The organism is Umezawaea sp. NPDC059074, from assembly GCF_042738955.1.
In the GTDB taxonomy this organism is placed as follows: Bacteria; Actinomycetota; Actinomycetes; order Mycobacteriales; family Pseudonocardiaceae; genus Umezawaea.
Genome location: NZ_JBHYHC010000088.1, coordinates 24,138 through 38,559 on the forward strand (window position 1 = coordinate 24,138; position 14,422 = coordinate 38,559).

The 14,422-nt window shown below is 70.9% G+C and carries 13 protein-coding genes; 5 read left to right on the forward strand and 8 right to left on the reverse strand.

What is annotated here, in order from left to right; translation table 11 throughout:
• Positions 1–47: 47 nt before the first annotated feature.
• From ACFWW9_RS31315 to ACFWW9_RS31330, 4 genes are all read right to left on the reverse strand, one after another.
• Entirely contained in the window at positions 48–722 is a 675-nt protein-coding gene (locus ACFWW9_RS31315; protein WP_390385384.1) for a response regulator, read from the reverse strand.
• Between the two features lie 4 nt (positions 723–726).
• Positions 727–1,392: a phosphatase PAP2 family protein gene (locus tag ACFWW9_RS31320; protein ID WP_390385386.1), complete on the reverse strand. Its 666-nt coding sequence runs from the start codon at positions 1,390–1,392 to the stop codon at positions 727–729.
• A 68-nt stretch (positions 1,393–1,460) separates the two neighbouring features.
• Positions 1,461–2,258 carry a hypothetical protein gene (locus ACFWW9_RS31325; protein WP_390385388.1) on the reverse strand — a complete coding sequence of 266 codons (798 nt, stop codon included), beginning with the start codon at positions 2,256–2,258 and terminating at the stop codon, positions 1,461–1,463.
• 39 nt (positions 2,259–2,297) lie between these two features.
• Positions 2,298–2,786: a YcxB family protein gene (locus ACFWW9_RS31330; RefSeq protein WP_390385390.1), complete on the reverse strand. Its 489-nt coding sequence runs from the start codon at positions 2,784–2,786 to the stop codon at positions 2,298–2,300.
• Between the two features lie 200 nt (positions 2,787–2,986).
• Between ACFWW9_RS31330 and ACFWW9_RS31335 the strand changes: the two genes are divergently transcribed.
• Together ACFWW9_RS31335 and ACFWW9_RS31340 are read left to right on the forward strand one after the other, a co-directional pair.
• The gene (locus ACFWW9_RS31335) at positions 2,987–4,378 is read left to right on the forward strand and encodes a sigma 54-interacting transcriptional regulator (protein ID WP_390385392.1); all 1,392 of its coding nucleotides are present in this window, start codon (positions 2,987–2,989) and stop codon (positions 4,376–4,378) included.
• Positions 4,375–6,318: a VWA domain-containing protein gene (locus tag ACFWW9_RS31340; RefSeq protein WP_390385394.1), complete on the forward strand. Its 1,944-nt coding sequence runs from the start codon at positions 4,375–4,377 to the stop codon at positions 6,316–6,318. The genes ACFWW9_RS31335 and ACFWW9_RS31340 overlap by 4 nt, the downstream gene beginning before the upstream one ends.
• A gap of 21 nt (positions 6,319–6,339) precedes the next feature.
• Here the strand turns inward: ACFWW9_RS31340 and ACFWW9_RS31345 are convergent, their stop codons facing one another.
• Positions 6,340–6,732 carry a MarR family winged helix-turn-helix transcriptional regulator gene (locus ACFWW9_RS31345; RefSeq protein WP_390385396.1) on the reverse strand — a complete coding sequence of 131 codons (393 nt, stop codon included), beginning with the start codon at positions 6,730–6,732 and terminating at the stop codon, positions 6,340–6,342.
• A 56-nt stretch (positions 6,733–6,788) separates the two neighbouring features.
• Positions 6,789–7,016 (reverse strand): hexameric tyrosine-coordinated heme protein, encoded by a 228-nt coding sequence (locus tag ACFWW9_RS31350; protein WP_390385398.1) that lies wholly within the window; start codon positions 7,014–7,016, stop codon positions 6,789–6,791.
• 87 nt (positions 7,017–7,103) lie between these two features.
• On the opposite strand from ACFWW9_RS31350, the gene ACFWW9_RS31355 reads away from it, so the two are divergent.
• Entirely contained in the window at positions 7,104–7,790 is a 687-nt protein-coding gene (locus tag ACFWW9_RS31355) for a hypothetical protein (protein ID WP_390385401.1), read from the forward strand.
• Between the two features lie 13 nt (positions 7,791–7,803).
• Here ACFWW9_RS31355 and ctaD read toward each other — a convergent pair whose 3' ends face one another.
• Positions 7,804–9,561, reverse strand: a complete 1,758-nt coding sequence (ctaD, locus tag ACFWW9_RS31360) for a cytochrome c oxidase subunit I (protein WP_390385403.1) — start codon at positions 9,559–9,561, stop codon at positions 7,804–7,806.
• A 50-nt stretch (positions 9,562–9,611) separates the two neighbouring features.
• Positions 9,612–10,439, reverse strand: a complete 828-nt coding sequence (locus ACFWW9_RS31365) for a slipin family protein (protein ID WP_390385405.1) — start codon at positions 10,437–10,439, stop codon at positions 9,612–9,614.
• Positions 10,440–11,064: 625 nt separating this feature from the next.
• On the opposite strand from ACFWW9_RS31365, the gene ACFWW9_RS31370 reads away from it, so the two are divergent.
• Both ACFWW9_RS31370 and mshC read left to right on the forward strand, forming a co-directional pair.
• Positions 11,065–13,143 carry an MMPL family transporter gene (locus ACFWW9_RS31370; protein WP_390385407.1) on the forward strand — a complete coding sequence of 693 codons (2,079 nt, stop codon included), beginning with the start codon at positions 11,065–11,067 and terminating at the stop codon, positions 13,141–13,143.
• Positions 13,144–13,153: 10 nt separating this feature from the next.
• Positions 13,154–14,392 carry a cysteine--1-D-myo-inosityl 2-amino-2-deoxy-alpha-D-glucopyranoside ligase gene (gene mshC / locus ACFWW9_RS31375; protein ID WP_390385410.1) on the forward strand — a complete coding sequence of 413 codons (1,239 nt, stop codon included), beginning with the start codon at positions 13,154–13,156 and terminating at the stop codon, positions 14,390–14,392.
• The last annotated feature ends 30 nt before the right edge of the window (positions 14,393–14,422 follow it).

A 14,422-nucleotide genomic window follows, 5' to 3' on the forward strand; every position in this document is an offset into this window, starting at 1 on the left:
TCCGACGAGCGCGAACGCGACCACCAGCCGCGTGCGCAGGCCGAACGTCACAGCGGCCCGAACCGGTAGCCGAAGCCGCGCAGGGTCTGCACGTACACCGGCGCGGCCGAGTCGTCCTCGATCTTCGACCGCAGCCGCTGCACGCAGGCGTCGACGATCCGCGAGTCGCCCAGGTACCCGTGCTCCCACACCGACTCCAGCAGCTGCTGACGGCTGAGCACCCGGCCGGGCGTGCCGGACAGCTCCAGCAGCAGCCGCAGCTCGGTGGGCGCGAGCGCGACCGGCGAGCCGTCCTTGCTCACCACCAGCCCGACCCGGTCGATGGTCAGCGCCCCGTGCCGTTCCGGCCCGGACCTGGCCTCCCCGGCGGCGCCGCGGCGCAGCACGGCCCGGATGCGGGCCTCCAGCACGCGCGGCCGTACGGGTTTGACCACGTAGTCGTCGGCCCCGGCCTCCAGCCCGGCCACGACGTCCATGTCGTCGTCGCGCGCGGTCAGCATGATGATCGGCAGGTCGCCCGCGGCGCGGACCCGCCTGCACACCTCGAACCCGTCGATTCCCGGCAGCATCAGGTCCAGGACCAGCACCTCCGACGAGGCCAGCCGCTCCAGGCCCTCCTCGCCGGTCTCCACGGCGTCCACCACGTGGCCCTGCCTGGTCAGCGCCAGCCGCAGCCCGTCGCGCACCGCGTGGTCGTCCTCGATCAACAACACCCGTGACATGAGGTCAACTATCGTCGCGCGCGGCCGAGGACGCCCGGTCGTCCGCCAGCGCGGCGGCGGCCAGGCAGTACAGCACCACGGCGACCAGCGCGCCGCCCACGACGTCGCTGAGCCGGTGCCACCCGGTGATCATCGTCGAGGCCCCGACCACCACGACCGAGGCGACCCCAGGCACCAGCACCCACCAGCGCGCCGCCGGGGGCAGGACCAGCAGGAACGCCAGCACCAGCGCGGTCACCACGGCGACGTGGCCGCTGGGGAAGCTGTTGTGCGTCGACGAGCCGACCACGTCCAGGTCCGGGCGCGCGACGACCTGCTTGAGCACCCTGGCCGTCCCCAGCGAGCCGAGCACGACGCCCACGGCCGCCACCGACGTCCACAGCCGCCTGCTCAGCAGCACGGCGGCGAGCAGCACGACCCCCAGCAGCAGTTCGTCGCCGAGGAACGCGAGCACGGCCTTGGCGGGTCCCAGCAGCGCGGTGTCCTGCTCGTAGCTCGCGCCGCGCTCGGACAGCGGCAGCAGGGCGGTGTCGAACGACTGGCCGCCCGGCGTCCACACGAACACGGCGCAGGTCAGCCCGAGCGCGGACAGGCAGGCCACGGCGGCCGTGAGGTACCGGCCGCCGTGGCGGTGGGCAGGAGCGGTCGTCCTGGTCAGCAGCGAGGTCACCACGTCGATGGTCGACGCGCGATTCGCCCGCCCGGTCCGCGTTGTGTCCGCGTTCTGCAACAGTCCGGCTAGTGCAGCCCGGCCGCCTGGTCCGACAGCACGCGCACGGCCTCCTCCACGGCGCCGCAGCGCGCCCGGCGCACCGCGTCCGACAACGGCCGCAGCGCCTCGTCGCGGGCCTGCATGGCCGACGCCGACTTGGCCCCACCGGGGGCCTCGGTGCCCGCGACCTCCAGGATCGCGGCGACCTCCGCGGCCCGTTGCAGCACCCGGACCGCCCGCGGCGGCATCCCCGCGGGCCACTCCAGCTTCGAGTGCTTCGTGGACAGCGCGGCGATCTCCTCGCGCACGTTCGGGCGGTGCTTGGCCACGTCCAGCGTCACCAACGCGGTCGCGGCCTGGCGCATCGCGCTGGCCAGACCGTGCTCGGCCTCGCCGATGGGCACGTGCTCGGCGCCCGACGCGGACGGCAGGTCGAACACGGTCCAGCGCATCACGCCGTCGGCGACGATCTTCGGCACCAGCCCCACGCCGGTGTCCGGCAGCACCACGGCCTCGCCCGCGCGCAGCGCGCACGTGCTGAGCGGGCCCTTGCCGCCGAGGCCGCGAACGTCACCCGGTACGGGGAGGGCCAGCCTGCCCGTGCGGGTGCCCGCGCGCCTCAGCGAGGCCAGCAGCAGCGCCGGGCCGACCGGGGCCTCGTCCGGGCCGGGGAGGTCGAGCGCGGTGGCCGTCCCGTCGTCGTCGGCCACCACTTCGTGCAGGTCCGCCCACACTTGAAGGGCGTCAAGGACGTCGTCGGCCGCGGCTGCTCCATGCAGCCACGCGGAGGTCCAGACGACCAGCGTCGCACTCGCACAAGACACGCTGTCCAAGGTTAGTGCCTCGGAAGGGGTGCTCCGTCCTCAGGCGGCCGGTCCCACGTGGCGGACGAGCAGATCCCGGAACCGGTTCCGGGCGTTGTTGTCCTCGAAGGCGCGGTAGGGCACGGCGTACATCGGGCCGCGGGCGCCGTCCTGCGTGCGCAGGATGAACCCGCGCCGGGTCTCCGTCCACGCGGGCAGGCGCGCCCACGGCAGTTCGCTGCGGGCCGCCTCGCCCACGGTCATCCGCAGCGAGTGGTCGTCCGCGGTGGCCGTCACGGTGTTCGCGGCCAGCGGGTGGCCGCTGAAGTCGATCCGCACCTGGATCGGGATCAGCACGGCGACCACGCCCGCCACCGCGATGCCGAACAGGCCGGCGGCTGTGGACCCGCTGAGCAGCAGGACCACCGAGCCCGCGAGGACGACCCCGGCGAACCAGGGCGCCCAGCGGAACATCGGCACCGCCGACCGCAGCGCGTCACCCCAGTCCGCCGGTTCCGGTGACCACCTGAAGTCGACGCTGCCGCTCACCTGACGCTCCGATGTCCTGGTTGTCCGAATTGGTGCGTTGTCCGGGGTTCGGTGCATTCTCCCGGCTCTCGCGCGGCCGTTCGGGCACCGTGACGAAGGTGTGACCCTACGGCCTCCCGTCCCACGAGGACGGACGGCCGCGACCAGGCTGGAGTCGCTCCACGTCGACCGTTCCGGCAAACGTGCGTAGCGTCGAACGGGTGACCGTCTCCTCCGCACTTCCCCGTACCGCGGGTGAGCTCCGCGCCGCGGGCCACCTGCCCCGCAGCGTGAAGACCGAGATCCGCGAGAACCTGCTGGCCGCGCTGCGCGCGGGCAAGGACCCGTGGCCCGGCATCGTGGGCTTCGACCGCACGGTCGTCCCGCAGCTCGAACGCGCCCTGCTCGCCGGCCACGACTTCGTGCTGCTCGGCGAGCGCGGCCAGGGCAAGACCCGCCTCCTGCGCACCCTGGTCGGCCTGCTCGACGAGTGGACCCCCGTCATCGAGGGCTCCGAGCTGGGCGAGCACCCGCTCGACCCGATCTCGCCCGAGTCCAAGCGCCGCGCCGAGGAGCTGGGCGACGAGCTGCCCGTCGTCTGGCGGCACCGCGACCAGCGCTACGCCGAGAAGCTCGCCACGCCGGACACGTCCGTCGGCGACCTCGTCGGCGACGTGGACCCGGTCAAGGTCGCGCAGGGCCGCAGCCTCGGCGACCCCGAGACCATCCACTACGGACTCCTGCCGCGCTCGCACCGCGGCATCATCGCCATCAACGAGCTGCCCGACCTCGCCGAGCGCATCCAGGTCTCGCTGCTCAACGTGATGGAGGAGCGCGACATCCAGGTCCGCGGCTACACGCTGCGGCTGCCGCTGGACGTGCTGCTCGTCGCCACGGCGAACCCCGAGGACTACACCAACCGCGGCCGGATCATCACGCCGCTCAAGGACCGGTTCGGCGCCGAGATCCGCACGCACTACCCGTTGGAGATCTCCCACGAGATCGACCTGGTCCGCCAGGAGGCCGACCTGGTCGCCGAGGTCGGCGACCACCTGATCGAGGTCGTCGCCCGGTTCGTGCGCCACCTGCGCGAGTCGTCCGCGATCGACCAGCGCTCCGGCGTCTCCGCCCGGTTCGCCGTCGCGGCCGCCGAGACCGTCGCCGCGTCCGCGCTGCGCCGCTCGGCCCTGGTCGGCGAGACCCCCGCGGTCGCCCGCCCGGTCGACCTCGAGTCCGTCCCCGAGGTGCTGCGCGGCAAGCTGGAGTTCGAGGCTGGCGAGGAGGGCCGTGAGGTCGAGATCCTCACGCACCTGCTGCGCCGCTCGATCGCCGACACCGCCCGCTCCACGTTCGCCGGGCTCAACCTCCGGTCGCTCGCGGACGCGGTCACCGACGGCCACCCCGTTGCCACCGGCGAGCGGGTGCACGCGGGCGACATGCTCGCGGCTCTGCCCGAGCTGCCGGTCCTGCACGAGGTCGCGGCCCGCCTGGGCGTCGGCCCGAAGGACCCGGTGGGCAAGATCGCCTCCGCCGTCGAGCTGGCGCTGGAGTCGCTCTACCTGACCCGCCAGATCGGCAAGGACAGCGACGACGATCGATCGGTGTACGGATGAGCGGATACCGCTACGGGCGCTACGTCGACGGCCCGGACCCGTTGGCGCCGCCCACGGACCTGCGGGCGGCCATGGACGAGCTGGGCCGCGAGGTCATGGAGGGCTCGTCCCCGGCCGCGGCGCTGCGCGAGCTGCTGCGCCGCGGCGTCCAGGGCACGCGCGGCCTGGACGACCTCATGTCCAAGCTGTGGAAGAAGCGGTCGGACATCCAGCGCCGCCACCGCCTCGACGGCACGTTGCAGGAGGTCCAGCGCCTGCTCTCGGAGGCGTTGAGCGCCGAGCGCAAGGCGCTGTTCCCGGAGCCGACCGACGACGCCCGGTTCCGCGAGGCGCAGCTCGACGCGCTGCCGCCGGGCACCGCCGCGGCGGTGCGCGACCTGGCCGAGTACGACTGGCGGTCCTCCGAGGCCCGCGAGTCCTACGAGAAGATCCGGAACCTGCTGGGCCGGGAGTTGATGGACCAGCGCTTCCAGGGCATGAAGGAGGCGATGGGCAACGTCGACCAGGGCGACGTCCAGCGCATCCAGGAGATGCTGTCGGACCTCAACGAGCTGCTGGCCGGGCACGCGGCGGGCGACGAGGACACCCCGCGCAGGTTCGACGAGTTCATGCGCAAGCACGGCGAGTTCTTCCCGGAGAACCCGCGCAACGTCGACGAGCTGATCGACGCGCTGGCCGCCAGGTCGGCCGCCGCCCAGCGGATGATGAACTCGATGACCGACGAGCAGCGCGCCGAACTGGCGGAGCTGTCGCAGCAGGCGTTCGGCAACTCCGGCGTGGGGCAGCAGCTGTCCCAGTTGGACTCGCTGCTGCAAGGCCTGCGCCCCGGCGAGGACTGGACGGGCTCGGCCCGCTTCCGCGGCCAGAACCCGTTGGGCCTCGGCGAGGGCGCGCAGGCGATGTCCGACCTGGCCGACCTGGACGCGCTGGCCGAGCAGCTGGGCCAGTCCTACCCCGGCGCGCGCCTGGAGGACATCGACGTCGAGTCGCTGGTCCAGCAGTTGGGGGCCGAGGCGGGCGTCGACGCCCGTCGCCTGGCCGAGTTGGAACGGGAGCTGCGACAGCAGAACCTGCTCGAACGCGGCCCGGACGGCGACCTCCGGTTGACCCCGAAAGCGTTGCGGCGCTTGGGGGAGACCGCGCTGCGCGGCGTCGTGGACAGCGTCCGCACCCCGCGCGGCGACCGGGACAACAACCGGGCGGGCGCGGCCGGTGAGCCCATCGGCAGCACCCGGCCGTGGCAGTTCGGCGACTCGGAGCCGTGGAACGTGCCCCGCACGGTCACCAACGCGGTGCTGCGCAGCGGTGGCGGCCCGGTCACGCTGGACGTGGTCGACGTCGAGGTCACCGAGACCGAGCAGCGGTCGCGCGCGGCGGTCGCGCTGTGCGTGGACACGTCGTGGTCCATGGTGCAGGACGGCCGGTGGGTCCCGATGAAGCGGACCGCGTTGGCGCTGCACCACCTGGTGCGCACCAAGTTCCGCACGGACGCGCTGGAACTGATCACCTTCGGCAGGCACGCCGAGACCGTCGACATCGGCGGCCTCACGTCGTTGGAGGGCGTGTGGGAGCAGGGCACCAACCTGCACCACGCGCTGCTGCTCGCGGGCCGTCACCTGCGCCGCCACCCGGACGCCCAGCCGGTCGTCCTGGTGGTCACCGACGGCGAGCCGACGGCCCACCTGGAACCCAGCGGCGAGGCCGAGTTCCACTACCCGCCGCTGGACCGCACGATCGGCAAGACCCTGGTGGAGGTCGACAACATCGCCAAGCTGGGCGCGTCGATCACCGTGTTCCGGCTCGGCGACGACCCCCGCCTGACCGAGTTCGTCGACATCGTCGCCCGCCGCGGCGGCGGGCGCGTGGTCGCGCCGGACGAGGACGGCCTCGGCGCGGCCGTCGTCAGCGACTACCTGCGGTCCCGCAAGCGCAGGCGGTGAGACGCGGAGGCGTCCCGGACCTCACGTCCGGGACGCCTCGTTCTCCTTCAACGACAGCCGCATCCCCGCGCACAGCCGGTGCAGCAGGACCAGGTCCTCTTCGGACAGCCCCACCTCGCACACCATGCGCCCCGGCACGTCCCACGCCGCCCGCTGGAGCTCGCGACCGGCCTCGGTCACCGCGACCACGAGCCTGCGCTCGTCGGCGGCGTCCCGTTCGCGGGTGATGACCCCCTTGTCCTGCAACCGCTTCAGCAGCGGGGTGAGGGTAGGGGAGTCGAGCCGGGTGGCGCGGCCGAGCTCGACGACGCTCACGCCGTCGGTCTCCCACAGCGCCAGCATCACCACGTACTGCGGGTACGTCAGCCCCAGCGGCTCCAGCATCGGCCGGTACGCGCGCTGGATCGCCTGCACGGTCGTGTACAGGTCGAAGCAGGGCTGGTCGTGCAGGCTGTGGGCGATGGGAAGTCCTAGCGCCAGTAGTGGTTTGCCGCCGCGATCGTAGCGAACTCCGTGGCCACGACGTGCGCGATGGCGATCAGCCCGCCCGCGTCCTCGGCGTAGACCGGCCGCAGCCTGCCGCGCACCTCGGCGTCCGGCTGGGTCGCCTTGACGGTCAGCCGGGCGAGCTTGATGGCCAGGTCGCGGCCCTCCTCGACGGTGTCGGTGATCAGTGAGAGGCCGGTGGCGGTCGTCATGCGGGTCTCCTTCTTTTCGTTAACGCGCTAATTATTAGCGCGCGAATGAAATTGGGTCAAGTCCCGGCCCGTGGCCACACTGGGGTGGTGAACAGCGAGGGCGCGCGGGTGGCGCGGGCGTGGTTGGCCGAGCGCGGAGTGACGGGCGACGGCGACGAGTGGCTCCAGGGCGAGGAGCGGTTCAGCGCGAACGAACTGGCCCACGAGTGGACCGACAAGGCGCTGGAGGACCCGGCGCTGGACGGCAGCGGACGGGTCCTGGTGGCGCTGGGGCTGCTGGACCTCCTCGACCAGTACGCCGTGGCGATGTACCTCAAGACCACCCCGCTGGACCCCGCCGCACAGGCCCTGTTCTGGGCGGGGTACCGGCAGCGCTTGGAGGACCCGGCGTCGGCCGAGCCGGTCACGTACTCGCTGTGGGTCGACTGGTTCGAGGACCCGCTGACGGCCGAGACCGCGTTCACCGAGGTGGTGACCCGCCCGGACGACCTCGCCGACGGCCCGCTCCGCCGCAACCGCCGGGTCCTCGCCGTCTCCGGCCCGGTGCCGTGGCTGGTCAAGCAGCCGGTCTACCAGGCGGCCGCCGACGTGCCCGCCCTGCACCCGGCGCTGTTCCACGGCCTGCTCGGCAGCCGCTACGACGTGTTCGGCGACCTGGACCCCGTGGCGGCACTGGCCCTGCTGGACAGCCTGGACCTGCCACCGGACACCGAACACCTGGACCTGCTCCGCTCGGACCTGCGAGACCGGTGCCTGGGCCGCTCAACCCCGTGACGCGGGCCCGTCGCTACGGTTCCGGCTCGCGGTCGGCGGCCAGTGCCGTGTCCGTGGCGCGGTCCTTGCCCACGCGGTGCTTGCCCGGTTTCAGCAGTGAGAAGTGGGACTCGGCGCGCATCCGGTCGACCATGTGCGGGTAGTGCAGTTCGAACGCCGGGCGCTCGGAGCGGATTCGGGGCAGTTCCAGGAAGTTGTGCCGGGGCGGTGGCGAGGTGGTGGCCCACTCCAGGGAGTTGCCGAAGCCCCACGGGTCGTCCGCCCCGGCCGGGTCGCCGAAGCGGTAGCTGCGGAAGACGTTGTACACGAACGGGAGCACGGAGGCGCCGAGGAGGAACGCGCCGATCGTGGACAGGGTGTTGAGGAACGTGAAGCCGTCGCCCGGAAGGTAGTCCGCGTAACGCCGGGGCATGCCCTCGTTGCCGAGCCAGTGCTGCACGAGGAACGTCAGGTGGAAGCCGATGAACGTGGTCCAGAAGTGCAGCTTGCCCAAGCCCTCGTTGAGCATCCGGCCGGTCATCTTGGGGAACCAGAAGTAGATTCCCGCGTAGGTGGCGAACACGATGGTGCCGAACAGCACGTAGTGGAAGTGGGCGACGACGAAGTACGTGTCGGTGACGTGGAAGTCCACCGGCGGCGACGCCAGCAGGATGCCGGTCAGACCGCCGAGCAGGAACGTGACCAGGAAGCCGACGCTGAACAGCATCGGCGACTCGAACGTCACCTGGCCGCGCCACATCGTGCCGATCCAGTTGAAGAACTTGATGCCGGTCGGCACGGAGATCAGGAACGTCAGCGCCGAGAAGAACGGCAGCAGCACCGCGCCGGTCGCGTACATGTGGTGCGCCCACACCGCGACCGACAGCATGGCGATGGCCAGGGTCGCGAACACCATCCCCTTGTAGCCGAACAGGGGTTTGCGGCTGAACACCGGGATGACCTCGGTGATGATGCCGAAGAACGGCAGCGCCACGATGTACACCTCGGGGTGGCCGAAGAACCAGAACAGGTGCTGCCACAGGATCACGCCGCCGTTGGCCGGGTCGAACACGTGCGCGCCGAGGTGGCGGTCGGCGGCCAGGCCCATCAGGGCGGCGGTGAGGATGGGGAACGCCAGCAGGATCAGGATGCTGGTGACCAGGATGTTCCAGGTGAAGATCGGCATCCGCCACATCGTCATGCCGGGCGCGCGCAGGCAGACGACGGTGGTGGTCATGTTGACGCCGCCGAGGATCGTGCCGAGACCGCTCACCGCCAGACCCATGATCCACAGGTCCGCGCCGAGACCGGGGGAGTGCATGGCGCTGCTCAACGGCGTGTACGCGGTCCAGCCGAAGTCTGCCGCGCCGCCGGGCGTGAGGAACGAGGCCAGCACGATCAGGCCGCCGAACAGGTAGAGCCAGTACGAGAACGCGTTGAGGCGCGGGAAGGCGACGTCCGGCGCGCCGATCTGGAGCGGGAGGATGTAGTTGGCGAACCCGAAGAGGATCGGGGTCGCGTACAGCAGCAGCATGATCGTGCCGTGCATGGTGAACAGCTGGTTGTACTGCTCGTTCGACAGGAACTGGAGGCCGGGGCGGGCCAGTTCCGCGCGCATGAGCAGCGCCATCACGCCGCCGACCATGAAGAACGCGAACGACGTGACGAGGTAGAGCAGGCCGATCTGCTTCGGATCGGTGGTCCGGAGCAGCGACAGCAGGACCGAGCCCTTGGGGCGTGGTCTGGCGGCGCCGGGGTGCGGGACCACCGGTGTGGGCCTGAGTGTCGTCATGCCGCCTCCCTCGTCGCCAGGACGTGAGCGGCATCCATGCTCCACCCGAGCTACGCGGTGGGCAATCGGTCAGGTGGGGAGTTGTCCTCGGGCTTGCTCGGTTCAGCGGCCGCTTGGCGGTCCAGCGCGTCGGAGCTCTTCTCCAGGAAGCGGAGCAGTTCCACCGGGAAGGGGAGGACCAGGGTCGAGTTCTTCTCGGCCGCGACCTCGACGATGGTCTGGAGGAGGCGCAGTTGCAGGGCGGCCGGGGTGTCGGACATGGTCGCGGCGGCCTGGGAGAGCTTCACGGACGCCTGGAGCTCGCCGTCGGCCGTGATGATCCGGGCCCGCCGTTCCCGTTCCGCCTCGGCCTGCCGCGACATGGACCGCTTCATGCCCTCCGGGAGCGCGACGTCCTTGATCTCGACCCGGTCGATGTCCACGCCCCAGCCGAGGGCGGGCGTGTCGATCATCAGCTCCAGCCCCTGGTTGAGGTTCTCGCGGTTGGAGAGGAGGTCGTCGAGTTCGCTCTTGCCGATGATCGAGCGGAGCGAGGTCTGCGCGACCTGGAGGATCGCGGCCCGGTAGTCCTCGACGTTGACCACGGCCCGCACCGGGTCGACGACCTTGAAGTAGACGACGGCGTCCACGCGGAGCGTGACGTTGTCGCGGGTGATGCCGTCCTGGGCCGGGATGGGGAGGGTGACGATCTGGAGGTTGACCTTCTTCAGCCGGTCGACACCGGGGACGAGCATGGTGAGACCGGGCCCGCGGAGGTGCTCCCGAACACGCCCGAACCGGAAGACGATCCCCTGCTCGAACTGCTTGATCACACGGGCACTGGACCCGAGACCCAGAGCGGTGAGGCCGAGAACGCCAAGCACGATGTCGAGGATCACGCGGACCATCTCCTCCTGCTACCTGCGTTCGAGCGTACGCCGGTGGAGGGGTGGGGCCGTGGGGTTTGGGGCGTGGGGTGGTGGCTGCCGTTGTGGTCAGCCGGCGACGATCGTTCCAGCCGTGGTCACTCGTGAGCCCTGGTTCCAGCGCTGGTCGATCCGTGAGCCCTGGTTCCAGCCTTGGTCGCTCCCGTGAGCCCTAGTTCCAGCTCAGTCAGCAGGCGACGCTAGTTCCAGCGTGCTGTGGCCGATTTGACATGGGGCCCCTCATTTCGGCCTTGATCGGGCCAAAAGGCAGTGCCCGAAGGCCTGCCCGATCTCCAATTTTAAGGCCGAAATCCCCATGTCAAATCGGCCACGTTCCGTGGCCCGCGCCTGCCAGTCCCAGCGTGGTTGCTGGTGTGCCCTGTGCCGGGGTGGTGGGCCGCTACGTTGCCCCGGCGCATGCTTGTGGTCACCAATCAGTCCTGTGCCTGCTTGGTGGGGCACTGCGTTGTCTTGGGCCTGCTTGTGGTCACCTTGCGGTCCTGGCTCTGTTGGTGGTCTGTGGTCGTGGTGTGGTTTGTCCGACATGTGACCTTGTCCGTCAGGCGGGGGTGGGTGGGGCCGCTTAGCCTTCTGCACCATGAAGTGGCTCCGTTGGACTTTGCCCGCGCTCCTGGTCGCCGTGTGGTTGCTCGTCGGTGGTGTCGGTGGGCCGTTGCAGGGCAAGTTGTCCGAGGTGCAGAAGAACGACAACGCGTCGTTCCTGCCCGCCGCGGCGGAGGCCACCGAGGTTGCTGACTGGCAGAAGCGGTTCGCCGACAAGGAGTCGTTGCCCGCGTTGGTGGTGTTCGAGCGGGTTGGTGGTCTGACCGAGGCTGACCTCAAGGCCGTTGTGGGGCGTGGGGAGGCGCTTTCGGGGTTTGACGGGCTTGCCGGGGATGTTGTGGGGCCTCGGCCGTCCCAGGACGGGCAGGCGGCGCAGGTGCTCGTGCCGTTGAAGCCGGTGGGGTCGAAGATCACGTCGGTGGTGGAGGAGCTGCGTGGTGTGGTGCGGGAGGGGTTGCCCGCTGGGTTGACGGTGTACGTGACCGGGCCCGCGGGGATTCTGGGGGACTTCGCCAACGCCTTTGGTGGGATTGACGGGTTGTTGTTGCTCGTGACCGCTGTTGTCGTCGCGTTGATCCTGCTCGTCGTGTACCGGAGTCCGCTGCTGCCGCTCGTGGTGATCCTGAACGCCGGGTTGGCGTTGTGCCTCGCCGTGATCGCGGTGTACCTGCTCGCCCGTGAGGACGTGTTGACGCTCAACGGGCAGAGCCAGGGGATCCTGTTCATCCTCGTGTTCGGAGCGTCCACGGACTACTCGCTGCTCCTCGTCGCGCGGTTCCGGGAGGAACTGCACCGGCACGAGGATCGGTGGAGTTCGTTGCGCACGGCCATGAAGCGGTCGTTGGAGCCGATCGTGGCCTCTGCCGGGACGGTGATCATCGGGCTTCTCTGCTTGCTGCTCTCCGACTTGAAGTCGAACCAGGGGCTCGGGCCGGTCGCCGCCATCGGGATCGCGGCGTCCCTCGTCGCCACGCTGACGTTCCTGCCGTCGATGCTCGCGCTGCTCGGGCGGGCCGCGTTCTGGCCGTTCCGGCCGAAGTTCGACACGGTGGCGCACAAGGAGAACGGGCTCTGGCAGCGGGTGTCCGGGTTGGTCGGGCGGCGCGCTCGGGCGACCTGGATCCTGACGACGTTCGTGCTGCTGGTCGGGATCGCGTTCGTGCCGCAGCTCAAGGCCAGCGGGGTCGCGCAGACCGACTTCTTCCTCAACCCGGTCGAGGCCGTGACGGGCCAGGAGGTGCTGACCAAGCACTTCGACGGTGGCACGGGGTCGCCCGCGGTGATCATCGTCGAGCAGGGGGCCGCGCAGGACGCGATCGCCAAGGCGAAGGCGGTGCCGGGGGTGGCTGAGGTCGCGCCGTCCGGGGACAAGGTCGTCGACGGGCGGGTGGAGCTGCTGGCCACGTTGAAGGCGCCCGCGGACAGCGCGGAGTCGACGACGGCCTTGCGGCAGTTGCGGACCGAGTTGCACCCCACCGCGCTCGTCGGCGGGGTCACGGCCATCCAGGTCGACGTGCAGGACACGGCCAAGCGGGACCTGCGGGTGATCATCCCCGTGGTGCTGCTGGTGATCTTCCTCATCCTGGCGCTGCTGCTGCGGGCGCTGCTGGCGCCGTTGCTGCTCATCGCGACGGTCGTGCTGTCGTTCGCGGCGACGCTGGGGGTCGGGGCGCTGGTGTTCAACCACGTGCTGGACTTCCCCGGAGCGGATCCGAGCGTGCCGCTGTTCGCGTTCGTGTTCCTCGTGGCGCTCGGGATCGACTACAACATCTTCCTGATGACCAGGGTCCGCGAGGAGTCCCTGCGCCACGGCACCCGCGAGGGGACGCTGATCGGGCTGTCGGTGACCGGCGGGGTGATCACGTCGGCAGGCGTGGTGCTGGCGGCGACGTTCGCGGCGCTGGCGGTGCTGCCGATCTTGTTCCTGGCGCAGATCGCGTTCCTGGTGGCGTTCGGCGTGCTGCTCGACACGCTGGTCGTGCGGTCGCTGCTCGTGCCCGCGCTGACCGTGGACATCGGACGCGCGGTGTGGTGGCCGTCGGCGCTCTCGCGCGCCGGTGTGACCGGCGTCCCAGCAGCCGAGAAGTCCGCCCAGGCCGCGCACTCGGGTTAGGGTCGAACACATGCAGACCTGGTCATCCACCCCTGTGCCGCGGGTAGCGGGCGAACCTCGACCCCTGCGGTTGTTCGACACGGCCACGGGCGAGGTCCGCCCCACCGCGCCGGGCGCAACCGCCAGGTTGTACGTCTGCGGCATCACGCCGTACGACGCCACGCACCTCGGGCACGCCGCCACGTACCTCGCCTTCGACCTCGTGCACCGGCTGTGGCTCGACAACGGCCACGACGTGCACTACGTGCAGAACGTCACGGACATCGACGACCCGCTGCTGGAGCGCGCCGAGCGCGACCAGGACGACTGGGTCGTGCTCGGGATGCGCGAGACGGCGCTGTTCCGCGAGGACATGGTGGCGCTGCGGGTGCTGCCGCCGCGCCAGTACATCGGGGCCGTGGAAGCGATCCCGGAGATCGTCGAGGCCATCGCGAAGCTCGTCGCGGACGGGTCCGCCTACCGGGTCGACGACGCCGAGTACCCCGACCTGTACTTCGACCACTCCGCGACCGGGCGGTTCGGCTACGAGTCGAACTACGACGAGGAGACGATGCTCGGGTTCTTCGCCGAACGCGGCGGGGACCCCGACCGGCCGGGCAAGCGGCACCCGTTGGATGCGCTGCTGTGGCGGATGGAACGGCCGGGCGAGCCGTCGTGGCCGTCGGACTTCGGCGCGGGCCGCCCCGGCTGGCACATCGAGTGCAGCGCCATCGCGCTCAACCGCCTCGGCACGGCGTTCGACGTCCAGGGCGGCGGCTCCGACCTGGTCTTCCCGCACCACGAGTACAGCTCCGCGCACGCGGAGGCGCTGACCGGCGAGCACCCGTTCGCCCGGCACTACGTGCACGCGGGCATGATCGGCCTCGACGGGGAGAAGATGTCGAAGTCCAGGGGCAACCTGGTCTTCGTGTCGAAGCTGCGGGCCCAGGAGGTCGACCCGAACGCGGTCCGGCTCGCCCTGTTCGCCGGGCACTACCGGACCGACCGGCCGTGGAGCGACGCCCTGCTCGACGAGGCGAAGGCCAGGCTCGACCGCTGGCGCGCCGCGACCGCCGTGGTCGCGGGCCCGTCGGCCGAGGACACGATCGCACGCCTGCGCGACCACCTCGGCAACGACCTGGACACCCCGCGCGCGCTGGCCGCCGTGGACGCGTGGGCGGCCGAGGCGCTGGCCACCGGCGGCTCGGACCACTCGGCCCCCGCACTCGTGCGCGACGCCGTGGACGCGCTGCTGGGCGTGGCGCTGTAGCTCCCGGAAAGCACAAAGGCCGTCCTGCGC